At 60.4% G+C, this 24,262-nt stretch carries 20 protein-coding genes; 14 read left to right on the forward strand and 6 right to left on the reverse strand.

Annotation, left to right across the window (positions count from 1 at the left end; all coding sequences use genetic code 11):
* Positions 1-88 precede the first annotated feature (88 nt).
* Both EJA72_RS17920 and EJA72_RS17925 read left to right on the forward strand, forming a co-directional pair.
* Positions 89-1,807 (forward strand): C13 family peptidase, encoded by a 1,719-nt coding sequence (locus EJA72_RS17920; RefSeq protein ID WP_157712751.1) that lies wholly within the window; start codon positions 89-91, stop codon positions 1,805-1,807.
* 27 nt (positions 1,808-1,834) lie between these two features.
* Positions 1,835-2,476 (forward strand): oxidoreductase, encoded by a 642-nt coding sequence (locus EJA72_RS17925; protein WP_157712752.1) that lies wholly within the window; start codon positions 1,835-1,837, stop codon positions 2,474-2,476.
* Between the two features lie 108 nt (positions 2,477-2,584).
* Here EJA72_RS17925 and EJA72_RS17930 read toward each other — a convergent pair whose 3' ends face one another.
* From EJA72_RS17930 to EJA72_RS17945, 4 genes are all read right to left on the reverse strand, one after another.
* On the reverse strand, positions 2,585-2,869 hold the full coding sequence (locus EJA72_RS17930; protein WP_157712753.1) for a YceK/YidQ family lipoprotein: 285 nt from the start codon (positions 2,867-2,869) through the stop codon (positions 2,585-2,587).
* Positions 2,862-3,494 carry a flavin prenyltransferase UbiX gene (ubiX, locus tag EJA72_RS17935; protein ID WP_157712754.1) on the reverse strand — a complete coding sequence of 211 codons (633 nt, stop codon included), beginning with the start codon at positions 3,492-3,494 and terminating at the stop codon, positions 2,862-2,864. The genes EJA72_RS17930 and ubiX overlap by 8 nt, the downstream gene beginning before the upstream one ends.
* Positions 3,491-4,840 (reverse strand): UDP-N-acetylmuramate:L-alanyl-gamma-D-glutamyl-meso-diaminopimelate ligase, encoded by a 1,350-nt coding sequence (gene mpl, locus EJA72_RS17940; RefSeq protein ID WP_157712755.1) that lies wholly within the window; start codon positions 4,838-4,840, stop codon positions 3,491-3,493. The genes ubiX and mpl overlap by 4 nt, the downstream gene beginning before the upstream one ends.
* Before the next feature lie 168 nt (positions 4,841-5,008).
* Positions 5,009-6,922: a sigma-54-dependent Fis family transcriptional regulator gene (locus EJA72_RS17945; protein ID WP_157712756.1), complete on the reverse strand. Its 1,914-nt coding sequence runs from the start codon at positions 6,920-6,922 to the stop codon at positions 5,009-5,011.
* Positions 6,923-7,368: 446 nt separating this feature from the next.
* Here EJA72_RS17945 and EJA72_RS17950 point away from each other — a divergent pair, with 446 nt between their 5' ends.
* The 12 genes from EJA72_RS17950 to EJA72_RS18005 all read left to right on the forward strand — a co-directional run bounded on the left by EJA72_RS17950 (position 7,369) and on the right by EJA72_RS18005 (position 21,814).
* Positions 7,369-8,889 carry an aldehyde dehydrogenase family protein gene (locus tag EJA72_RS17950; protein WP_157712757.1) on the forward strand — a complete coding sequence of 507 codons (1,521 nt, stop codon included), beginning with the start codon at positions 7,369-7,371 and terminating at the stop codon, positions 8,887-8,889.
* Positions 8,890-9,155: 266 nt separating this feature from the next.
* Positions 9,156-10,526, forward strand: coding sequence for an ethanolamine permease (gene eat / locus EJA72_RS17955; RefSeq protein WP_157712758.1), 1,371 nt, complete (start codon positions 9,156-9,158; stop codon positions 10,524-10,526).
* A gap of 204 nt (positions 10,527-10,730) precedes the next feature.
* Complete coding sequence (locus EJA72_RS17960) at positions 10,731-12,125, forward strand: ethanolamine ammonia-lyase subunit EutB (protein ID WP_157712759.1); 1,395 nt, start codon at positions 10,731-10,733, stop codon at positions 12,123-12,125.
* 8 nt (positions 12,126-12,133) lie between these two features.
* Positions 12,134-12,958 (forward strand): ethanolamine ammonia-lyase subunit EutC, encoded by an 825-nt coding sequence (gene eutC, locus EJA72_RS17965; RefSeq protein WP_178129410.1) that lies wholly within the window; start codon positions 12,134-12,136, stop codon positions 12,956-12,958.
* A 118-nt stretch (positions 12,959-13,076) separates the two neighbouring features.
* Entirely contained in the window at positions 13,077-13,538 is a 462-nt protein-coding gene (locus tag EJA72_RS17970; RefSeq protein WP_157712761.1) for an N-acetyltransferase, read from the forward strand.
* Between the two features lie 339 nt (positions 13,539-13,877).
* Positions 13,878-14,534, forward strand: coding sequence for a DedA family protein (locus EJA72_RS17975; RefSeq protein ID WP_157712762.1), 657 nt, complete (start codon positions 13,878-13,880; stop codon positions 14,532-14,534).
* A gap of 6 nt (positions 14,535-14,540) precedes the next feature.
* The gene (locus EJA72_RS17980) at positions 14,541-15,353 is read left to right on the forward strand and encodes a zinc-dependent peptidase (RefSeq protein ID WP_157712763.1); all 813 of its coding nucleotides are present in this window, start codon (positions 14,541-14,543) and stop codon (positions 15,351-15,353) included.
* 101 nt (positions 15,354-15,454) lie between these two features.
* Positions 15,455-15,982, forward strand: coding sequence for an inorganic diphosphatase (gene ppa, locus EJA72_RS17985; RefSeq protein ID WP_008052339.1), 528 nt, complete (start codon positions 15,455-15,457; stop codon positions 15,980-15,982).
* 227 nt (positions 15,983-16,209) lie between these two features.
* A complete protein-coding gene (locus tag EJA72_RS17990) occupies positions 16,210-16,956 on the forward strand; it encodes a S24 family peptidase (RefSeq protein ID WP_157712764.1) in 747 nt (248 codons plus the stop codon).
* 681 nt (positions 16,957-17,637) lie between these two features.
* Positions 17,638-21,120, forward strand: coding sequence for a glycosyltransferase (locus tag EJA72_RS17995; RefSeq protein ID WP_157712765.1), 3,483 nt, complete (start codon positions 17,638-17,640; stop codon positions 21,118-21,120).
* Between the two features lie 162 nt (positions 21,121-21,282).
* Positions 21,283-21,522: a type II toxin-antitoxin system RelB/DinJ family antitoxin gene (locus EJA72_RS18000; protein WP_039761862.1), complete on the forward strand. Its 240-nt coding sequence runs from the start codon at positions 21,283-21,285 to the stop codon at positions 21,520-21,522.
* Positions 21,512-21,814, forward strand: a complete 303-nt coding sequence (locus EJA72_RS18005) for a type II toxin-antitoxin system RelE/ParE family toxin (RefSeq protein WP_157712766.1) — start codon at positions 21,512-21,514, stop codon at positions 21,812-21,814. Before EJA72_RS18000 ends, EJA72_RS18005 begins: the two co-directional genes overlap by 11 nt.
* A 9-nt stretch (positions 21,815-21,823) precedes the next feature.
* On the opposite strand, the gene EJA72_RS18010 is transcribed toward EJA72_RS18005, so the two are convergent.
* Together EJA72_RS18010 and EJA72_RS18015 are read right to left on the reverse strand one after the other, a co-directional pair.
* Positions 21,824-22,639, reverse strand: a complete 816-nt coding sequence (locus EJA72_RS18010) for a YfaP family protein (RefSeq protein ID WP_157712767.1) — start codon at positions 22,637-22,639, stop codon at positions 21,824-21,826.
* A gap of 3 nt (positions 22,640-22,642) precedes the next feature.
* A complete protein-coding gene (locus EJA72_RS18015) occupies positions 22,643-24,262 on the reverse strand; it encodes a DUF2300 domain-containing protein (protein WP_178129411.1) in 1,620 nt (539 codons plus the stop codon).

Genomic DNA, 24,262 nt, shown 5'->3' on the forward strand with positions numbered 1-24,262 from the left:
CACGCTGTTTCGCGCCCGCTTTATTCTCTCTCTGTATAAGGTCATGGCGCTGCGGCATACTCGGTCGCCTAATTGCCCGGATCCCGCTATGCGCCCACTTGCACTCCTTGCCTTGACCCTCTTGCTGACCGCGTGCGGTGACGGCGAGTCGCTGTTGTCCCCTGATGCCCGCCTGCCGGATGGCGGACGCTACCGCGGAGAACTGGTCAACGGATTGTTGCAAGGTCAGGGCCGCATCGACTACCCGAACGGCAGTTGGTACGCCGGCGAATTCGACAAGGGTCAGTGGCATGGCCAGGGGGAATGGCACGGCAGTAATGGCGAGGTCTATCGTGGCCAGTTCAACCAGGGGCTGTTCGACGGGCAAGGCGTGCTGACGACCAGCACGACCAGCTACACCGGCGGCTTCAAGCTTGGCCGGCGCGAGGGTGAAGGCACCCTCAAAGAAAACGGCATGACCTACCGCGGCGAATTCAAAGCCGACCAGTATTCAGGGCTCGGCCGTCTCGAACTCGATGACGGGAGCACCTATCAGGGCCAGTTCGCCCACGGCAAACCCAGCGGCGAAGGCCAGCGCGGCGACGCCAGTGGCAATCAGTTCACCGGGCACTTCGTCAACGGTCAGCTGGAAGGCGACGGCACCTTCAACAGTGCGGACGGCGACATCTACGTCGGCGGCTTCAAGAACAACCAGCTGCACGGCAAGGGCCGCTACGAGAACGCCGACGGCGATGTCTGGCTGGGCCAGTTCAAAGAAGGATCGCTGAACGGCAAGGGCGAGCTGATCGGCGCCGACGGCAGCCATTACATCGGCCAGTTCAGCGACTGGCGATTCAGCGGCCAGGGACGACTGAACCTGCCCGACGGCAGCTTCTACGTCGGTCAATTCGACAATGACAGCTATTCCGGCCGCGGCACCCTGGTACTGACTGATGGCACCGTGCAAAGCGGGACCTGGATCAATGGCCAACGGGTCCGTGATGCCGACGGCAAATTGCTGCCCGACTCACTCGAACTCGGCTTGCTGGCTCAGGGCCGCCTGCTCGACGATGCCCTCTTCAACGTGCCCGCCTCGACTCCGGCGGTGGAGCTGTACACCCTGACCGTCGGTGGCGACGGCAAGCAAAGCGTGTTTCTGCGCGAATCCGATTACGTCAGCAACATGCTCGCCAGCCGCTTCGGCGCGTTTGGCCAGATCCGCCTGGTGAACCATCGCGATCATCTCGTCGACCGCCCTATGGCGACCCGGGAAAACCTGCGTCGCGCCGTTCTGACCCTGGCCGAGCGCAGCGGTCCGGAAGATTTGATTTTCATCTACCTGACCAGCCACGGCACCAGCGAGCACGAACTGGTGCTCGATCAGCCCCGCATGGAACTGTCCGACCTGCCGGCCGACGAACTCGCGGCTGTGCTCGCTCCGCTGAAAAACCGCGACAAGATCGTGGTGATTTCGGCCTGCTATTCCGGCGGCTTCATTCCGGCCCTCAAGGATGAGCGCACCCTGATCATGACCGCTTCACGCGCCGACCGGGTGTCCTTCGGCTGTTCGGAAGAAGCCAACTTCACGTACTTCGGCGACGCGCTGTTCGCCCAGGCCCTGAACCAGACGGATGATCTGGAACAAGCCTTCAAGCTGGCCAAGGCCACGGTCGCCGAGCGAGAGCTGGCCGACAGTTTCGAAGCCTCCGAGCCACAGATCTGGGCGCCGAAAACCGTGCTCTCCCACTGGCAGTTGTTGCGCAAGCAGCAAGCACGAAAGGCATTGCAAAGTGCCGCCATCAGCAGCAAGGATTCAAAGAGCAACTAAGCTGAATAGTATCAAGGGGGAAACACTATGTACTTGACGCCTCAGCACGTATTGCTTGCCGGAGCCACCGGATTGACCGGTGAACGCTTGCTTGATCGCCTGCTCAATGAGCCGACGATTTCAAGGGTATTGGCACCCTCGCGCCGACCACTCGCCAAGCACCCTCACCTGGAAAACCCGGTCGGCGACCCGGCCGTGTTCCTGCCGCAACTGAACGGTCGCGTCGACATCGCTTACTGCTGCCTCGGCACCACCATCAAGCAAGCCGGCTCGGAAGAGGCGTTTCGCGCGGTGGACCTGGACATGGTAGTGGCTTTCGCCAAACGCGCGCGGGAAATGGGCGCGCGGCATCTGATCGTGATCAGTGCCCTGGGCGCCGATCGCCGATCTTCGGTGTTCTACAACCGGGTCAAAGGTGAGATGGAATACGCCTTGCGGGCACAGGACTGGCCGCAACTGACCATTTGCCGGCCTTCCCTGTTACTGGGCGAACGCCTCGAGCCGCGTACCGCCGAACAGCTCGTCGGACCATTGTCCCGATTGATCCCTGGCAAATACCGCGGCATCGAAGCCTGCCAGCTCGCCCGCGCCATGTGGCGCCTGGCGCTGGAAGAGCAGGATGGGGTGCGGATTGTCGAGTCGGATGAGTTGCGCAAGCTCGGCAAGTAACATGTGGCGAGGGAGCTTGCTCCCGTTGGACTGCGCAGCAGTCCTTTTTGGGGCCGCTTCGCAGCCCAGCGGGAGCAAGCTCCCTCGCCACAAAAGCCTCTTTGATTCCTACAAACCACCCGTCGCCTGAAAACTCACGCCTATCACCGTCAGCACCGACAACGGCAACAGCAGCGTATCGAGCAACGCGCTGGCCGGAAGGTCAACGCCAGGATAGCTCGGCGCTTCAGCACCGAAACGGTCCATGGCACAACAGCCGCCGTTCATCGCGTACAAATCCAGCCGGGTCCCCGAATACACCACCGGCGCCCCGGGCTTGGCGGCATCGAGCGTGCGCGCCGTGGCGCAACCCGCGAGTTGCACCGCCAGCGCCACCACCAGCAGCTTATTCATCGCTGGTCAGATGGTGCTCGCCCCAGCGCGGCAGCATGTCCTGGGGAATGTTCAGCACATTGAGAATCCGCGCCACCACGAAGTCGATCAGGTCGTCGATGGTTTGCGGCTGATGATAGAAACCGGGCGAGGCCGGCAAAATCGTCACGCCCATGTTCGACAACTTGAGCATGTGCTCCAGATGGATGCTCGAATACGGCGCTTCACGCGGCACCAGAATCAACTGGCGGCGCTCCTTCAAAGTGACGTCGGCGGCGCGCTCGATCAGGTTGTTGCACGCACCGGTCGCGATCGCCGACAACGTGCCGGTGGAGCAAGGCACCACCACCATCGCCGCCGGCGCCCCGGAGCCCGAGGCCACGGGCGACATCCAGTCTTCCTTGCCGTACACCCGAATCTGCCCGGCGGCAGCGCCGGTGTATTCGGTGAGGAAGGCCTGCATCATCTGCGGCTTGGGTGGCAGCGTGACGTCCGTCTCGGTGGCCATCACCAGTTGCGCGGCCTTGGAGATCAGGAAGTGCACTTCGCGATCTTCACGCACCAGGCAGTCGAGCAAGCGCAAACCGTACTGCGCGCCGGAAGCGCCGGTCATCGCCAGCGTGATGCGCTCCGGACCGTTGTTCATTGCAGCGCCTCGGCGAGTTTGCCGTGCAGGCCGCCGAAGCCACCGTTGCTCATGATCACCACGTGGGTGCCGGGCTGGGCCTGGCTTTTCACGCGTTCGATGATGCCTTCCAGCGAATCGCTGACGATCGACGGCACCGTGCACAGCGCGGCAGTGCCCGCCAGATCCCAGCCAAGGTTGGCCGGTGCGTACCAGATCACCTGGTCGGCATCGACCACGCTTTCCGGCAAACCGTCACGGTGAGCGCCGAGCTTCATGGAGTTGGAGCGCGGTTCGATGATCGCTATCAACGGCGCGTCGCCGATGCGTTTGCGCAAGCCATCCAGGGTGGTGGCAATGGCCGTCGGGTGGTGAGCGAAGTCGTCATAAATGGTGATGCCACGAACTTCCGCGACTTTCTCCATGCGGCGTTTCACGCTTTTGAAAGCGCTCAGCGCGGCGATGCCCATGGAGGGTACAACCCCCACATGGCGAGCCGCCGCCAAGGTGGCCAGGGCGTTGGCGACGTTGTGCTGACCGGTCATGTCCCAGTCGACCACGCCTTGAGCAACACCTTCGAACATCACTTCGAATTTAGAGCCGTCCTCGCTGAGCAGTTTGACCTGCCACTGACCGCCGGCACCGGTGGTTTGCACCGGGGTCCAGCAACCCATCTCGATCACACGCTGCAAGGCCGGTTCGGTGGTCGGGTGGATCACCAGCCCTTCACTCGGGATGGTGCGCACCAAATGGTGGAACTGCCGCTCGATGGCAGGCAGATCGGGGAATATGTCGGCGTGATCGTACTCCAGGTTATTCAGGATCGCCGTGCGCGGGCGGTAATGGACAAACTTGGAACGCTTGTCGAAGAACGCGCTGTCGTACTCGTCGGCTTCGATCACGAAAAACGGCGTACCGCCCAAGCGGGCCGACACGGAGAAATTCTGTGGCACGCCGCCGATCAGGAAACCCGGGCTCATGCCCGCGTGTTCCAGCACCCAGGCGAGCATACTGCTGGTGGTGGTTTTGCCGTGCGTACCGGCAACCGCCAGCACCCAGCGACCTTGCAGCACGTGATCCGCCAGCCATTGCGGGCCGGAGACGTACGGCAGGCCTTTGTTCAATACGTATTCGACCGCCGGGTTGCCGCGGGACATGGCGTTGCCGATGACGACCAGGTCCGGAGCCGGATCGAGCTGGGCGGGATCGTAACCCTGGGTCAATTCAATGCCCTGCGCCTCGAGCTGGGTGCTCATCGGCGGATAGACGTTGGCATCGGAGCCGGTCACGTGATGGCCCAGCTCTTTGGCCAAGACCGCCATCGAACCCATGAAAGTGCCGCAGATACCCAGAATATGAATGTGCATAGTCGACCTCGTAAAACATGGCCGCAGGTTAGCGTAGGGAGGGGAAAATCGCACTCTTTAGCTGATTTTCTGTGGCGAGGAGCTTGCTCCCGCTGGGCCGCGCAGCGGCCCCATATTACGACTGCTGCGCAGCCGAGCGGGAGCAAGCTCCCTCGCCACAGAAGCGGTTTAGCGAGCGATGCCGTGTTTACGCAGTTTCCTGTAGAGAGTGTTACGACTGACGCCAAGCTGTTCTGCGGTATGGGTCATGTGCCAACGGGTTTGCTCCAGTGCATTGAGCAACGCCAGCCGCTCGGCATCTTCCAACGGATGCTCCGACGGTGCTTCAACAGCCACAGCCGGCGCTGGTGGGGCCTGACGAATCATCGCCGGCAAATCCTCCAACCCAATCCGTCCGCCGTCGCACAACGCCGCCAAGGTCCGAAGCACATTGCGCAACTGGCGAACGTTCCCCGGCCACGCGAAGCCCAATAAAGCCTGGCGGGCCGGCTCATCAATCAGCACCGTTTCCCCGCCCGCTTCTTCAGCCAGCAAAAAATCGAGCAACCGGGATTTGTCAGTACGCTCGCGCAACGCCGGCAGCGCCACCTCCAACCCATTGAGCCGGTAATACAAATCCTCGCGAAAACTACCGTCCTGCACCCGCCCCAGCAAATTGCGGTGGGTGGCGCTGATGATCCGCACATTGACCGGTTCCGGCTCACCGCCGATCGGCACCACCTGACGGTCTTCCAGCACCCGCAACAACCGGGTTTGCAACGCCAGCGGCATGTCACCGATTTCATCAAGGAACAACGTGCCACCATCGGCCTGCTGCAACTTGCCGCGCATGCCTTCCTTGCGCGCGCCGGTAAAGCTGCCGCCGCGGTAACCGAACAGTTCGCTCTCGATCAGGCTTTCAGGAATCGCCGCGCAATTGAGGGCAACGAAGGCTTTTTCGGCGCGCTGGCTGGCCTGATGCACGGCTTTGGCGAAGGCCTCTTTGCCGGACCCGGTTTCGCCGTTGATCAACAGCGGCACGTCCCGTTCAAAGACGCGCAAGGACTTGCGGAAATCCTCCTGCAACGCCGGATCACCAATGCAGATGCCTGATAAATGAGGACGTTCGCCCCTTGCCGGGCTTTGAACCACCGGCATCGGGATGCTGCGCGGCTGGCCCCGCAGCACCGCAAACAGGCCGCGTCCGTCGCGCGTCCGTAATGGCCAACTGGCGCTCGCGTTGACACTGGCGCGGCCGAGCAACTCATCCAGCGAGCAATCGAAAAATGCCTCCACCGGTTTGCCCAGCAGCCCGCCGCGAATATGCCCCAACAGGTTCAGCGCACTCTGATTGACGGCGCTGATCCGCCCTTCCCCGTCGAAGGCCAGCAGCCCTTCGCTGAACAGCCCCACGGACTCAGCCTGCAAGTGAAAACGCAGCAACCATTGATTGTCGAAATAACGCAGGAAATAGCAGCTCTCGATCATCTTCGCCGACAGATTGACCAAGGCCATGGTGTGAAACTGGCTCTGACGCGACACATCGTGCCGCGCCGAGGAAACATCGAGCACGGCCAGCAGTTCGCCGTGCGGGTCGAACACCGGGCTTGCCGAGCAGGTCAGGCCGGTATGGCGACCGCGAAAATGTTCATCCTGGTGAATGGTCAGCGATTGCCGCTCCACCAGGCATGTGCCGATGCCGTTGGTGCCTTCGCAGGCCTCGCTCCAGTCGGCGCCAAGCCAGAGGCCGGCGCGCTCGAAAATCTTCCGTTCGGCGGGGGCCGTGACGCAATTGAGGATCACCCCCCGCGCGTCGGTCAGCAGCACCGCGTGGCCCGCGCCGGAGAGTTGCTGATGCAGACTGGCCATTTCGTTGCCGGCGATGTGCAGTACTTGCTGCAAGCGCTCGCGGCTTTCCAGCACGCGGCCGTGTTCCAGCACCGTCGGCGCAATGGTGAGGGCCGGGTCGAGGTGATAGTCCTCAAGACAACGCAGCCAGGAGCGGGCAATCGACGGGTCGCTACCGGGGCCATGCAGATGGGATTTACCTTGCGTGACGGTCAGGACTTGCTGGGCATGGCGACTCAAATGGTTGTCGTGCATTTCTTATTATTCTCCCGAAAACCGTGCTGCCCCGCTAAAAGAGGCTGACACACACCTTGTGGCGAGGGAGCTTGCTCCCGCTCGAGTGCGAAGCGCTCGCCAGATTTGTTGCGGCTAACATTTTGGGGGCCGCTTCGCAGCCCAGCGGGAGCAAGCTCCCTCGCCACAGCGGAATATCCAGTGGCTACGTTGGCCGAGCATCCTCCAGCCTGGCCGGCATTGCAATGCTGGCAAGACCGAGCAGTCAGCCGCTGTGCCACAAGCGGTACAAAGTGTCACCTGGGCTGTACCAAAACCGTTGCAGGCGACCTCCACCCGTCCGACAAAAATCGCGCAAGGCCTTGATTTGCCTGACCTGCAAGGCAGTGGCCCAACCTTTGCTCTACGCTTATAGCAAGCGCACATGCGCTCTCCCTTATAAACACAAGAGCCAAGGAGAAAACACCATGCGTTACGCTCACCCCGGTACTGAAGGCGCTATCGTTTCGTTCAAGAGTAAATACGGTAACTACATCGGCGGCGAGTTCGTCGCGCCTGTCAAAGGTCAGTACTTCACCAATACTTCGCCAGTCAACGGCCAACCTATTGCCGAATTCCCACGCTCCTCGGCCGAAGACATCGACAAGGCCCTGGACGCTGCCCACGCGGCGGCTGATGCCTGGGGCGCCACGTCCGCCCAGGCGCGCTCGCTGGTGCTGCTGAAAATCGCCGACCGCATCGAACAGAACCTGGAACTGCTGGCGATCACCGAATCCTGGGATAACGGCAAGGCCGTTCGCGAAACCCTCAATGCCGACATCCCGTTGGCCGCTGACCACTTCCGCTACTTCGCCGGTTGCATCCGCGCGCAGGAAGGCAGCGCTGCAGAGATCGACGGCAACACCGTGGCTTATCACATCCATGAACCCCTGGGCGTGGTCGGGCAGATCATCCCGTGGAACTTCCCGATCCTGATGGCCGCCTGGAAACTGGCCCCGGCGCTGGCGGCCGGCAACTGTGTGGTGCTCAAGCCTGCCGAACAGACGCCGCTGGGCATTACCGTGCTCGTCGAGCTGATCGGCGATTTGCTGCCGCCGGGCGTGCTCAACATTGTCCAAGGCTTCGGCAAAGAAGCCGGCGAGGCCCTGGCCACCAGTAAACGTATCGCCAAGATCGCCTTCACCGGCTCGACCCCGGTTGGCTCGCACATCATGAAATGCGCAGCCGAAAACATCATTCCGTCCACCGTGGAGCTGGGTGGCAAATCGCCGAACATCTTCTTCGAAGACATCATGAAAGCCGAACCGACCTTCATCGAAAAAGCCGCTGAAGGCCTGGTGCTGGCGTTCTTCAACCAGGGCGAAGTCTGCACCTGCCCTTCCCGCGCCCTGGTGCAGGAATCGATCTACGACGAATTCATGCAAGTGGTGATGAAGAAAGTCCTGCAGATCAAACGTGGCGACCCGCTGGACACCGACACTATGGTTGGCGCCCAAGCCTCCGAGCAGCAATTTGACAAGATTCTTTCGTACCTGGAAATCGCCAAGGGCGAAGGCGCCGAGCTGCTGACCGGCGGCAAGGTTGAAAAACTCGAGGGCAACCTGGCGACCGGGTATTACATCCAGCCGACCCTGCTCAAGGGCACCAACAAAATGCGCGTGTTCCAGGAAGAAATCTTTGGCCCGGTGGTGAGCATCACTACGTTCAAGGACGAAGCCGAAGCCCTGGCCATCGCCAACGACACGGAGTTCGGCCTCGGTGCCGGCCTCTGGACCCGCGACATCAACCGCGCCTATCGCATGGGCCGCGCCATCAAGGCCGGGCGCGTGTGGACCAACTGCTACCACCTGTACCCGGCGCATGCCGCGTTCGGTGGTTACAAGAAGTCCGGCGTCGGCCGTGAAACCCACAAGATGATGCTCGATCACTATCAGCAGACCAAAAACCTGCTGGTGAGCTACGACATCAATCCGTTGGGGTTCTTCTAAAACCCGGGGGCGATGCGGGTAACCCTGCGTCGCCCTTCACATTGCCATCGCGAGCAGGCTCGCTCCCACAGGGGATCTGTGGTGAATCCACATAGGTGGGCAGACAGACGTCCCCTGTGGGAGTGAGCCTGCTCGCGATGGCGTCCTCAATGACTCACTAAAAATCGCCCTGCCGCTCTGGCACGGGCTTTGCCTGCCCGCTTTACCCGCAAATGCAGTTCCCGACAGTCCAACAGATCAAACAATAAAAAAGACAGCGAGGACTTATGACTTCTTCTACACAGCTCAAACCCACACTCGGCACCCTGCATCTATGGGGCATTGCCGTCGGCCTGGTGATTTCCGGCGAGTATTTCGGCTGGAGTTACGGCTGGGGCACCGCAGGCACACTGGGTTTCCTCGTCACCGCGTTAATGGTGGCGACGATGTACACCTGCTTCATCTTCAGCTTCACCGAGTTGACCACCGCCATTCCCCACGCGGGCGGGCCGTTTGCCTACAGTCGGCGGGCCTTTGGGGAAAAAGGCGGCCTGATCGCTGGCATCGCCACCCTGATCGAATTCGTCTTTGCGCCCCCGGCGATTGCCATGGCCATCGGCGCCTACCTCAACGTGCAATACCCGGAGCTTGACCCCAAGATCGCCGCCGTTGGTGCGTATTTTGTGTTCATGACCCTTAATATTCTTGGCGTCAGCATCGCCGCCACCTTCGAATTGGTGGTCACTGTACTGGCCGTTGCCGAATTGCTGGTGTTCATGGGCGTGGTGGCGCCGGGCTTCAGTTTCAGTAATTTCGTTCTCAATGGCTGGTCGGGCTCCAACGAATTCACCCTGGCATCGATACCCGGCATCTTTGCGGCGATCCCGTTTGCAATCTGGTTCTTCCTCGCCATTGAAGGCGCAGCCATGGCGGCCGAGGAAGCCAAGGACCCGAAACGCACGATTCCCAAGGCCTATGTCAGCGGCATCCTGACCCTGGTGTTCCTGGCCATCGGTGTGATGGTGATGGCGGGCGGCGTTGGCGACTGGCGTCAGCTGTCGAACATCAACGACCCGCTGCCCCAGGCGATGAAAGCGGTGGTCGGCAATAACTCAAGCTGGATGCACATGCTGGTCTGGATCGGCCTGTTCGGGCTGGTGGCGAGTTTCCACGGGATCATCCTCGGCTACTCGCGGCAGTTCTTTGCGCTGGCCCGCGCCGGCTACCTGCCGCGCTCCTTGGCCAAACTGTCACGCTTCCAGACCCCGCACCGTGCGATTCTGGCGGGCGGCGTGATCGGCATCGCGGCCATTTACAGCGATGGCCTGGTCAACCTGCAAGGCATGACCCTGACGGCGGCGATGATCACCATGTCGGTATTCGGCGCCATCGTGATGTACATCATCAGTATGCTGAGCCTGTTCAAGCTGCGTAAAACCGAGCCGAACCTGGAACGTACCTTCCGTGCGCCGGGCTACCCGATTGTGCCGGGGATCGCGTTGTTCCTGGCGGTGGTCTGCCTGATAGCGATGGCCTGGTTCAATACGCTGATCGGTTGTGTGTTCCTCGGTTTCATGGCGGCCGGCTACCTGTATTTCCAACTGACCGCCAAGCAGCGCTTCGATGCGCCGGCGGATGCGATGCTCGAAGGCGCCTGAGTTGCACCGGCGCCGGGCCCCGTGCCTGGCGCATGCTTTATTGAAGTGCACACAGCGCCCCTGTGGGTGCCAGCCTGCTGGCGATTGCGGTCGGACAGTCAGCATAGATTTTGAATGACACACTCAATCGCCAGCTGGCTGGCTGGCTGGCTCCCACAAGGGAATGTCAGTGTAATCAAGACTTCTACACATCAGGAGGCCCCCATGGCCACATTTGCCCACTCCATCGGCGCCCGAACCTACCGTTTCGAGAGCCTCAAGGAAGTCATGGCCAAGGCCAGTCCGGCACGCTCCGGGGATTTTCTCGCGGGCGTCGCCGCGCTCAATGATGGCGAACGCGTCGCCGCGCAAATGACCCTGGCTGACATCCCGCTGGCTCACTTCCTACAGGAAGTACTGATTCCCTACGAGGCTGATGAAGTCACCCGGCTGATCATCGACACTCACGACAAACAGGCTTTCGCTGCCGTCAGCCACCTCACCGTGGGCGGTTTCCGCGACTGGTTGCTCAGCGATGCCGCCGACGAGCAGAGCCTGCGCGCCCTCGCCCCCGGCCTGACTCCGGAAATGGCCGCTGCCGTCTCGAAAATCATGCGCGTACAAGACCTGGTGCTGGTGGCGCAGAAAATCCGCGTCATCACGCAATTTCGCGGCACGATGGGCCTGCCCGGACGGTTATCCACACGCCTGCAACCCAACCACCCGACCGACGAACCGTCCGGTATCGCCGCGAGCATCCTCGACGGCCTGCTGTACGGCAACGGCGACGCCATGATCGGCATCAACCCGGCCACCGACAGCATCGCGTCGATCTGCGCCATGCTCGAAATGCTCGACGCGATCATCCAGCGCTACGAAATTCCTACACAGGCCTGCGTGCTGACCCACGTCACCACGTCCATCGAAGCGATCAATCGTGGCGTGCCACTGGACCTGGTGTTCCAGTCCATTGCCGGCACCGAAGCGGCCAATGCCAGTTTCGGCATCAACCTCAACGTCTTGCAGGAAGGATACGACGCCGGTTTGAGCCTGAATCGCGGCACGCTGGGCCAGAATCTGATGTATTTCGAGACCGGCCAAGGCAGTGCCCTTTCAGCCAACGCCCACCACGGCATCGATCAGCAGACCTGCGAAACCCGCGCCTACGCCGTGGCGCGACATTTCAAGCCGTTCCTGGTGAATACGGTCGTAGGATTCATCGGCCCGGAATACCTCTACAACGGCAAACAGATCATCCGCGCCGGCCTGGAAGACCACTTCTGCGGCAAATTGCTGGGCGTGCCGATGGGCTGCGACATCTGTTACACCAACCACGCCGAAGCCGACCAGGACGACATGGATACCCTGCTGACCCTGCTGGGCGTGGCCGGGATCAACTTCATCATGGGCATCCCCGGTTCCGACGACATCATGCTCAACTACCAGACCACTTCGTTCCACGACGCGCTCTATGCCCGACAAACCCTGGGCCTCAAGCCCGCGCCGGAATTCGAACAGTGGCTGGCGAGAATGGGCATCTTCACTCAGGCGGACGGCAAGATTCACTTCGGCGACAGCCTGCCGCCGGCCTTCCGCCAGGCGATGGGGCAATTGGGATGAGTGTTGAAATGGATAAACCAACCGCCGACCCGCAGAACCCGTTGCTGGAACTGCGTCGTCTGACGCCGGCCCGGATCGCCCTCGGTCGCTCTGGCACCAGCATGCCAACCCGCGCGCAGCTGGATTTCCAGTACGCCCACGCCGAGGCGCGCGATGCGGTGCACTTGCCGTTTGACCACGCCGGGCTCAGATCACAGCTGGCCGATCGCGGGCGCAGCAGTCTGCTGCTGCACAGTGCCGCCACCGACCGAAACAGTTATCTGCAGCGCCCCGACCTGGGGCGAAAGTTGAGCAGTGAGTCGGCGCAGGCACTGCGCGATCATGCGCTGGCCAATCCCGGCGGCATCGACCTGGCGATTGTCGTGGCCGATGGATTGTCGGCGCTGGCCGTTCACCGCCACACCTTGCCGTTTCTGGCACGGCTGGAAGATCAGATTGTGGGTGACGGCTGGTCCGTCTCACCGGTCATTCTGGTGGAACAGGGGCGGGTCGCCGTCGCCGACGAAATAGGCGAGTTACTGGGCGCGAAGATGGTCGTGATCCTGATCGGCGAGCGCCCGGGGCTCAGCTCTCCGGACAGCCTGGGACTGTATTTCACCTACAATCCCAAGGTCGGGCTGACGGATGCCTATCGCAATTGCATCTCGAATATCCGCCTCGAAGGGCTTAGTTACGGCATGGCGGCACACCGTTTGCTGTATTTGATGCGCGAAGCCTGTCGGCGCCGGCTCTCTGGAGTCAATCTGAAGGACGAAGCTCAGGTTCAGACGCTTGAGTCGGACGCCGGTGCGGACATGAAAGGTAATTTCCTACTGGGGCCGTCGAATGCCTGAACCGTTTCCGCATTGCGTTTGCAATCAGGTTTCAGGCAGGATCGACGCACGGCTGCCCGAGTGAGAACCGTTTGCCGTCAGAGCACGTGAAGACAGCCACTTGAAGACGAGACCTACCATGCGGATTATTCAAGCGACCCTCGAACATCTGGACCTCCTGACCCCGTTGTTCGTCAAATATCGCGAGTTTTATGGCTCCCTGCCGTATCCGGACTCGTCCCGCGCGTTCCTCGAGAAACGCCTGCGACGCAAGGAATCGGTGATCTACCTGGCCCTGGCCGATGATGACGCCAACAAACTGATGGGTTTCTGTCAGTTGTATCCGAGCTTCTCGTCCCTTTCGCTTAAACGCGTGTGGATCCTCAATGACATCTATGTCGCCGAAGACGCCCGCCGTCAGTTGGTGGCCGACAACCTGATGCGCACCGCGAAAAAAATGGCCAAGGAAACCAATGCCGTGCGCATGCGCGTTTCCACCAGCAGCCACAACGAAATCGCGCAGAAAACCTACGAGTCCATCGGATTCAAGGAAGACACAGAGTTCAAGAACTATGTGTTGCCGATCAGTGATGAGCTGTAACGCAAATTGCGACGCAGCGAGCTTCTGTGGCGAGGGAGCTTGCTCCCGCTCGACTGCGCAGCAGTCGTAAATCATCCAACAAGATTATCCTGAAGCGCTATGAACTCGGGTTTGGGAGTGCTTCGCCCTCCAGCGGGAGCGAGCTCCCTCGCAACAATGGATTGAGTAACGGCCAATTCTCGCGAAATCCCCTGCTACAAACTGAACACGTTTTTCACTTGTGTGCCCGTATAATGCCGACCTTTTCCGGCTTGTAAGAAAAACTACACCCGTCTGTAGGCTTTCGCGAAGTCATCCGCACAGGCCTGCCGAGTCGGGCCATAACCACAGGTGCTCTCCATGGATTTCAACCCGATCGACATTGTTCTGCATCTCGATGTTTACCTCGACATGCTGGTCAGCAACTACGGGGCATGGATCTACGCCATTCTGTTTCTGGTGATTTTCTGCGAAACCGGCCTGGTGGTGATGCCGTTCCTGCCGGGCGATTCCCTGCTGTTTATTGCCGGCGCCGTTGCAGCCGGTGGCGGCATGGACCCGGTTCTGCTGGGCGGGCTGTTGATGCTGGCGGCCATCCTGGGTGACAGCACCAACTATGTGATCGGACGAACAGCCGGAGAACGCCTGTTCAGTAATCCGAACTCGAAAATCTTCCGCCGCGACTACTTGCAGCAAACCCACGATTTCTATGATAGGCACGGTGGCAAAACCGTGACGTTGGCGCGCTTCATGCCGATCATCCGGACCTTTGCGCCATTCGTCGCCGGCGTTGGCAAAATGCCCTACCCGCGCTTCTTTGCCTTCAGCATCTTCGGCACAGTCCTGTGGGTCGGCGGCCTGGTGACGCTGGGTTATTTCTTCGGCAATGTGCCATTCATCAAGCAAAACCTGTCGCTGCTGGTGGTAGGCATCATTCTGCTATCGCTGGTGCCGATGATCATCGGCATGATCCGCAGCCGCTTTGGCAATGCCGCGTCAAAAGCCCAATCGCGCTAATACCGCATGTGGTCGCTAAACGCTTGGCGTCGCCAACGTACCTTGGCCAAACACCCGATTGCCGACGACATGTGGCAACGGGTGCGCCACCACCTGAGCTTTCTGGACGGGATCTCCGCCGAACAAGACCAGTGGTTGCGTGAAGCCAGCGTGCTGTTCCTCCAGGACAAACACCTGACCGCCCTGCCCGGCGTCGAACTCCATCAGGAGCAACGCCTGCTGCTCGCCGCCCAGGCACAGTTGCCGTTGATGAACCTGGGCGACCTGAACTGGTATCAGGGTTTCCACGAAATCATCCTTTACCCTGACGACTTTCTCAGCCCCCAACGCCATCGCGATGCCAGTGGCGTCGAGCACGAATGGGACGGCGAGCACAGTGGCGAGGCCTGGCAGCAGGGCCCGATCATTCTTGCGTGGCCCGGCGTAATGGCCAGTGGCGGCTGGGAGGGCTACAACCTGGTGATCCACGAGCTCGCGCACAAACTCGACATGCTCAATGGCGATGCCAACGGCCTGCCACCGCTGCACCCCGACATGCGGGTCAGCGACTGGGCCAAGGTCATGCAAGAGGCCTACGACGATCTCGATGGCCAACTGGAGCGCAATCCGGACGCCGAAACCGCCATTGATCCTTACGCGGCGGAAAACCCCGCCGAGTTTTTCGCGGTCACCAGCGAATACTTCTTCAGCGCCCCGGATTTGCTGCACGGGGCCTATCCTCGGGTTTACGATCAACTGAAGCTGTTTTACCGCCAGGATCCATTGGCAAGGCTCAAGCAACTTCAGGCCGAAGACCCGGTCTATCAGACAGCCGACTAAGGTCGGGCACGTGGCATCGCAGGCGGAATATGCCTATAATCGCCGCCACTTTTTGGTCAATCCGGCCAAGTGTTTTGGTCAACTAACGGGGGCACCGCCCAATGAGCTACAGCAAGATTCCGGCTGGCAAAGACCTGCCGAACGACATCTACGTCGCGATCGAGATCCCGGCCAACCACGCGCCGATCAAATACGAAATCGACAAAGACAGCGATTGCCTGTTCGTTGACCGTTTCATGGCCACCCCGATGTTCTACCCGGCCAACTACGGTTACATCCCGAACACCCTGGCTGACGACGGTGATCCCCTCGACGTGCTGGTTGTGACCCCTTATCCGGTTGCTCCAGGTTCGGTGATCCGCGCCCGTCCGGTCGGCATCCTGAACATGACCGACGACGGCGGCGGCGATGCCAAAGTCATCGCAGTCCCACACGACAAGCTGTCCCAGCTGTACGTCGACGTGAAGGAATACACCGATCTGCCACCGCTGCTGATTCAGCAGATCGAGCACTTCTTCGCCAACTACAAAGACCTCGAAAAAGGCAAATGGGTGAAGATCGAAGGCTGGGCCGGTGCAGACGCCGCCCGCGACGCGATCACCAAGTCGGTTGCTGCCTATAAAGGCTGAGGCGCCATTGGCCTTGCGCCACTGACGACTTGAAAAAACCCCGGTTGATCCGGGGTTTTTTGTGGGCGCAGAAAAGGCCTGTAAACATACTGTTTAACACCCCGATGTTTCGGTTTTTCTCTGTTTAAAATTTACCTTTTACGTCTTACATCCAGTCTTAAAATTCCCGCGAATTTTGAACGGTTTGTTTATTCAAACCCCCGCCCAGCGCCCGTAGACTCGTGTTTATGAAAAAGAACACTAGCGGACCACGGTTCAAAGCGCTGCTCAAGGCAGCGAACATTACGACGACAGGATTTGCCGAGTTTCTGGACACGGCGCCGCAGAACGTCCACAACTGGTACACCCGCGGTGTGCCCGCCCATATCATGGAAGCCGTCGCCCGAAAATTGTCCGTCAACAGCGACTGGCTCAAAACCGCCGAAGGCCCGAAAGACGCCAAACACCTGCGCTTGCTCGACGAGTCAGGCAACACCTTCGACGCCCAGGCTATCCGCGGCATTTACACCGTCATCGAACCCACCGACATCGAGCTGAGCGTCTACAAAGAAGTGCCTGCCGCTCAAGGCTCCAGTAAAACCCATGTCGTGGAAGACAAAAGCCAACCCGTGCGCCTGCCCCGCAGCCATCTCGACTCACTGGACATCAACCATGCGGACGCCATCTGCGCCTGCATGATCGGCAACAGCATGGACGAAAAGATTAAAGACGGCTCGACCATCGCCATCGATCGCGGGCTGACCCAGATTGTCGACGGGGAGATTTACGCCATCGAACATGACGGGATGCTGCGAATCAAATACCTGCACCGGATGCCGGGCAATGGTTTGCGAATGCGCAGCCACAACAGCGCCGAATACCCCGATGAGGTCTTCAGGGCTGCGCAAATCGAAGAGCAGAACATCCGCGTATTGGGCTGGGTGTTTTGGTGGTCGACCCTGAACAAACGCCGCCCGCCCGTGCCATTCCTGTGAACACTCAACCCTGTAGCAGCTGGCGAAGCCTGCGTCCGGCTGCGCAGCAGTCGTAAAACCGGTAATTGCGGTTTACCTGTTACACCGAGTCGAATGGTTTACGACTGCTGCGCAGCCAGACGCAGGCTACGCCAGCTGCTACAGGTCACGGGTTAGCCTGAGGTCGCACACCATGCTGGGAATTCTCCAAAAAAATCAGTATGCTGCGCCCCACATTTGCGCATCGACCCGCCCCGCGGCTTCGATCGCACCGACAAGGCAGATGATTTTCTCGCCGAGTCCCACAGCCGGACGCAAGATCCGGGTGTACGTTTTGAAGGCTGGCGCGGTTTACCAAAAATGAACCAAGCCAGTCCCCGAGAAGCCGGCCACAAGCCGGCTTTTTAATGCCTGAAACAATCGTTCCTCCGCCGCCAGCCCACCACCGGCCACGACGCCCGAAGTTGGAACGCTTTCTGCTTGGCCCCCCTCCAGATAGCAAAAAACAACATTTCATTGACGGTTGTGTGCCGGGGCATTTTCGCGTGCGTTTGTTCAATGTGTGATGTGGCACCACGTCGAAGTCGATCTCGACACCGCGCGGGTCCCCCGACATATACGCGCTGCAAGGTGAGACCCAGGGCTTCCTGAAGGCGGCTTCCGCGAGTTCTACCTTCGCCCCCTATTCAAATTGGTGTGAACATGACGAATACCTTCCCAGCCAAAGGTGCTTTCCTGGCGTCTGAAGCCCTGCCCATCAAGGCACACAGCAGCGCAGCCCCGTTCCTCAAGGAGTGTGAAGTGCTGGTCGCGCAGCAGCCACTTCTCGAAGACGGCGAGCCGCCCGTTGGCGTGGTCATCCATGTGTATCACCCCAAAGTGCTGCGAGACATTCTGGTCCGCTTGATTGACCTGCATGAACGACTGCACCTTTACGTCACCTGCGTGGCCGGCCGAGACGACACGGTGCGTGCTCAGTTGGAGGCCAGCGGGCTGAGTCATTCGCTGTACCGCGTGCCCAACCACGGACGGGATGTTCTGCCCTTTCTGAAGGTGCTGCCGTTTTTACGCGCCGATAACATTCGCACAGTGCTCAAGTTGCACACCCTGGGCGAGTCGAAAGCCTGGGCCCGCGACCTTTTTGATGACTTGCTAAGCCCCTTGCGCTTCCGCCATTCGGTAGAACAATTGGCCGACCCAGCGCGCAATCCGCTGCTGGGCACCCAGAAATTCTGGCTGCCGGTCGCCAAAGACCTTGATGAAAGCACCCGCACGCACCTGTTCACCCTCTCCGAACGTGCTGGCTTTGACCCACGAGTAATCGACGCTGCGCATTTTTTTGCCGGCACCATGTTCTTTGTGCGCACCGAAGCGCTGGCGCCTCTGGAGCGGATGCAGCTGGCCGGTAAGGATTTTGAAGCTGAACGTGGCCAGATTGAAGGCACCCTGGCACACGCCGTGGAACGCTTTTTTGGTGTGCTGGCGATTGTCGGCCAACAGCAGCGCGATACCGACCTGTACCGGCGCTGGCTGGACACCCGGCAGTTGTCCCCCGCCGAGTTCGAAGCGTTGCCGGCGCGACTGGCTGGCTGGCCGCAGCAACCGGACATTTTGTTGGTGTTGACCGATACCACCGGCGACATTGCATTGTTGCGTTCCAGCCTGGAAAGCATCGACCGCCAGCTGTATGGGGCCGCAGCCATTGTGGTGCTGTCCAATGCCCAACCGGTAGGCGTGACACCGGCCGACAATCTGGTCTGGCTGCCGCTGGCTGAATCCTGGCCGAGCCAGCTCAATGAGTTGCTGCAAGGTATCGAGGTCGACTGGTGCTACTTGCTGCGGGGCGGCGACCAACTGGATCCCCACGCGCTGCTAGTGCTCGCCGAAGGCATCGCCCTGAACCCCGGCATCAGCGTTTGCTACAGCGATGAAGACTCGCTGACCGCAACCGGCTGCCAGGACCCGGTATTCAAACCAGACCTGAACCTGGATCTGTTGCGCAGTTATCCGTATGTCGGCCGAGCCCTGGCCTTCAGTCGCGAAGCGGCGCTGGCCGTCGATTGCTTCGATCCCGCCTTTGCCGAACTGGCGCCCCATGACCTGCTCTATCGGCTGATCGAAACCCATGGGTTGGGCACCGTCGGGCACCTTTCCGATGTGCTGGTGCACCAGGCGATTAACTTCGGCCAGTGGCTCGGCGAGCCCCAAGTCATCGCGCACTCTGCCGCGATAGTCGAAGCGCATTTGCAGCGACTGGGTGTGGCTCATGAATTGCGCACAGGCCCTTTGTCGATGATGAATCGCGTGGTTTACCAACACGCCGGGCAGCCGTTGGTGTCCATCCTGATTCCCACCAAGGATTGCCTGCCGATGCTGCTTCGCTGCGTCGAAAGCATCATGGAGAAAACCCGCTACACGAATTACGAACTGATCATCGTCGACAACAACAGTGAAACCGCCGAAGCCCTGGAATGGTTCAGCGGTATGGAAAGTCTGAACGACCCCAAGGTGCGCATCCTGCGCTACCCGCACCCGTTCAACTATTCGGCGATCAACAATTTCGCCGCCAGCCATGCCCGTGGCGACTACCTGGTGCTGCTCAACAATGACACCGCGATCATTGATGGCGACTGGCTGGGCGCGCTGCTCCATCACGCCCAACGGCCGGAAGTCGGCATCGTCGGCGCCAAATTGTTATTCCCCAACGGGACGATTCAGCATGGTGGCGTGGTCCTCGGCTTGCGCGGCGTTGCTGACCACCCCTTCCTGGGCGACCCCATGCAGTCCAACGGCTACCTTCACCGTTTGCAGGTTGACCAGAACTACAGCGCGGTGACCGCCGCCTGCCTGATGATCAGTACCGAGCTTTACCGCCAGGTGGGCGGACTGGACGAAGCCAGCCTGACGATTTCCTTTAACGACGTCGATCTGTGTCTGAAAGTCGGCCAGGCCGGGCGACTGATTGTCTGGACGCCTTATGCGGTGCTCGTGCACGAAAACAGCGTGAGCCAGCACACGGTCGACACGACCCGGCAGGAAGCCAAGCTCGAACGCTTCAAGCGCGAACAATCGGTGATGTACCAGCGTTGGCTGCCGCAGCTGGCCAACGACCAGGCCTACAACCGCAACCTGACCCTGGAAGGCAGCGGCTTCGCTGCCGATTGCCGCAGCGAGGCCGGCTGGCAACCGTTCGCCAGTCGCGCGTTGCCTCACGCGCTGTGCTACCCCGGCGACGCTTTCGGCTGTGGCCATTATCGGGTGCGCCAGCCCTTCGCGGCCATGAAAGCCGCCGGGCTGGTCGAGGGCGCGTTGAGCGACTGGGGGCTTCAACCGGTAGAGCTGGAGCGCCTGGCGCCGGACACGATCATTTTCCAGCGTCAATACACGACACCTCAGCTCGAACTCATCGAGAACTCCAAGGCATTTTCCAGGGCCTTCAAGGTTTACGAGCTGGATGACTACATCCTCGACGTGCCCACTGGCGCAAGCCGCGACCTGCCGCCCAAAGACATTGCCAAACGCTTGAAGAAAGCCGTGGGCTTGTGCGACCGGCTGGTAGTGTCGACACAGCCGCTGGCCCATGCACTGAAGGGGTATAACGCCGACATCCGAGTGATAGAAAACCGCCTGCCCAGCCAATGGTGGAGCGGCCTGACCAGCCTTCGCCAACAAGGCCACAAGCCTCGGGTCGGCTGGGCCGGCGGCTCGGGCCACGGCGCTGACTTGAATGTCATTGCCGAAGTGGTTCGTGAACTGGCCGGGGAAGTGGAATGGGTGTTCATGGGCATGTGCCCACCGGAACTGCGTCCCTATGTCCACGAATTCCACAGGGGCGTGAATATCGAGAAATACCCGGCCTACCTCGCCGGCTTGAACCTGGACCTGGCGTTGGCACCGCTCAAAGATAATGTCTTCAACGCCTGCAAAAGCAATCTACGACTATTGGAATACGGCGCTTGTGGCTTCCCGGTGATCTGCTCGGACATCGTCTGTTATCAGGGTGACTTCCCCGTGACCAGGGTCAAGAACAAACCGAAAGACTGGGTTGCCGCCATTCGCGAACACCTCGCGGAACCCGACGCCAACGCCCGGGTCGGAGATGCTCTTCGCAGCGTGGTACTCGACAACTGGATGCTCAAGGACGAACACTTGTTGGCTTGGCGAAATGCGTGGCTGATGGATTGAAGAAGAGGCCAGCGTTAGCGCTGGCCTTTTTTGTGCTTCACGGATGACGCGAAAGCTACTCTAGAGAAAGCTTACCTGTCATCTGAAAACCGCCATGAGAGGTTGTTGGGCCAGTACCGCAATTGCTATCGTAACGACAAACGTCATTACAGGTAATTCACCATGGCTTCTATTAATATTCGCATCGACGATGACCTGAAGCAGCGTTCATTTGCCGAGCTGGAAAAACTCGGGGTCACCCCCTCAGAGCTGTTGCGCCAAACCCTTCAATACGTCGCAGAGAGAGGCAAACTGCCTTTCAAAGCAGCATTACTCAGCGAAGAGGATGAAGCCCTCATCGCCGTGGTCACCGAGCGCCTTGCCTCCCCTCAGCGAGTCAAGGTAAGCCTGGATGACCTATAGCCTCGAATTTGATCGTCGTGCGTTAAAAGAGTGGAACAAACTGGGGGACACGTTACGCCAGCAGTTTAAAAAGAAGCTTGCTGAAGTATTGGAAAACCCTCGTGTCGAAGCCAATCGACTTCGCAACTTGCCTGATTGCTACAAACTTAAGCTGCGCAGTGCTGGTTATCGCCTGATCTATCAGGTGCTTGATCAAGAAGTCGTGGTGTTTGTGATCGCCATTGGAAAGCGTGAACGTGAAGCCGCCTACCAGGATGCGCAAGATCGGATCGGTCAGCAACCCGCTGACTGATTCACCCCCTCACGGATAACTAAACCCCTTAACCAGCGTCAACTCCCCCACCGCCCGCATCGGCACCAGGAACGTCTCCATCTTCTCGTTCGGCGTCCCTTCCTCGGTAATCACCGTCACCTGCGCCGTGGTCAGCGGTTGAACCGCATCCTCCTGCCCTTCTTCATCACTGCGATACCCGCCCCCGAAGTAGTTCACGTACACCAGGTATTGGCCTTTGATCGGCGCGGGCATGGCGAAGATTTCCGGGCCGTAACCGGTCGTCACGTCGACATCCAGCGCGGCGCCATTGGGTGCCACACGATCGCCGTACCAGATGTGCGCGCCATCGGGGGTGATCAGGTGCAGATCCAGATCCGTGTTGTCGCTGTCCCACGACAACAACACCCGCAACTTGGCTGGTGTCGCACCGCCACTGGCGTTGAAAAATTGTGTGCGATGACGTTGTTGGCTATCGGGGCTGCGCACTTCGACGCTGTTGCTGCCATTGGGGAAGGAGAACGGGCGATCAAAGCGGCCGGCAGGGTCGATCTTCAGCGGCATGCTGACGCCATTGACGATCAGCCGGCCGGGCTCGGTGGACTTGGGGGTGGCTTTGATCTGGCCGGTGATGCGCGCGGTGTTGGCCTGGCCCGCTGGCGTATTGACCGACGAGGCCGGGTAGTTGACGGTCTGGCGAAAATGTTCGCCTTCGCCCTCGACCGCCCCTGTGCGCCAGCCGCCGACGGGGGTGTCGAGCTTCACGGCGTTATCCGCCGCAAAAACTGTCGGCAGCGCAAGGAAAGTACAAAGGAACAGGAAGACCTGTGGATAACGGAGTTTCATGACCTATTCCAGCAAGAGGTGGCGGGCGAGCCCTTCGATGTAGGTTTCATCCTGGCCATTGGGATGAGCTTCAAAGGCCAGGTGCAGGTATTCGTGGGTCAGGTCGAGGCGATCCTGCAGCGACAGCACGCCGCGCACGTAGATGCGCTGGCGTTCGCGGTCGACGTAGGGCCGGCCGAAAGCCAGGCGGCAGACGGCGAAAGTGCTGACTTCGTTGTAGCCGACTTCGCTTTCGAGGCGTTGGCGCCAACCGCGCCGCTGGTTTTGCAGCCAGTCCTGGGCGGCGGGCAGCGCTTCGCAAGAGGCGACGGGGTTGTCCCATCGACTGAGGCTCGCACGCGAGTAGGCGTGCAGCAGAATGGCGTCGTAGCGTTGGCCGGCGTTGGCTTGTTCGACGGCTTGCTGCCACGAGAGTTTGTCCGGGCCGGGTTGGTCGGAATGATAGGTGACGGTGCTGCCGGCCAACACGAGGTCGCTGGTCCAGGCGGCGATGTTCCTTGATTCGGCCGTGGCCGGGCGCGGCGCAACGCGTTGGCGGCTGCTGCTGTCGTCGATGCTCAGGCAGTCGCCGTTGCGGGTGGCGTTTTGCAGCAGATAAGTGCGGATGGCGATGGCCAATGCTTTGGCGGCTTCGGCAGGTTCGGGCTGGGCTTCACGTTGCAGGACGCGGGCGACATATTCTTCACGGTCCAGGCGGGCGACGAGTTGGTCCTTGAGCAAAAACAATTCGCCGTCGCTGTGGATATCCAGTTGATTGCCGTTGGTGAATTCGACGCGGTAGTCGCCTTGCAGGGGCCCGCTGGACACCACACGATCCCCCGCCAGAACACGCTCGATCGGATAACGGGCAAACAGACCGACTTCAACGCAGCGTCCCGCGTCCACAGGCCAATCAACCGGCAAGACAGACGCCAGCGCCTGACCGTAGTTGCGCAGCACCGTTTGACTGGTCCCGCGCCCGCCGGCCCAGATCGGCGAGCCATCCGTGGTCCAGCCGGCGAACCCGCCCTGGCGCGAAGACGGCCCCTGATCGCCCAGCCAGCTCCAGGTTTTCACCCGTAACCGGCCGCCGAGTTCGCCCACGACATTGCCGTCGGACGCGTTCAATACCACGTCCAATAACACTCGACGCGCCTGAGCCTGCGCCGGCATCACCGCCAGCACCTTGAGCAACTCGGCCACCGACACACGCGTGGAAGGCTGCAATGACGGCAAGTCCAGCAACCACTCTGGTGCGTGTCGCGCTTGCCAATAACTGCGCCAGTCACCTCCAGTAATGCCCAGCCGCGCCGGCTCGAAATACAAACCGCACGACTTCACCAAGGCCTGATCACGCTCGATCTTGCCGCCAGCGGTGCAGCAATAGACTTCTTCTTTCGACTGCCCGCGACATTCATAAGCCGGCTCACGTGCGCCGGTGTCCACCAGCCAGCCATACACAAACAACTTCCACAGACTGCCCAACGGTGTCTGCACGTCTGCCGGCATTGGCTCGCGAGCCATCACCTGAGTGCGTCTCAGCGTCAGCAGCTCACCCTTGAAGCCCAAGCGCAGCGGTTCCTCCTGCGCTGTCGCCAGCGCAGGGAGTAAACACAACAGCCACCCCAGCAGAAACCGGCTCAC

Origin of the sequence: Pseudomonas sp. PB120 (assembly GCF_009761815.1) — a bacterium.
In the GTDB taxonomy this organism is placed as follows: Bacteria; Pseudomonadota; Gammaproteobacteria; order Pseudomonadales; family Pseudomonadaceae; genus Aquipseudomonas.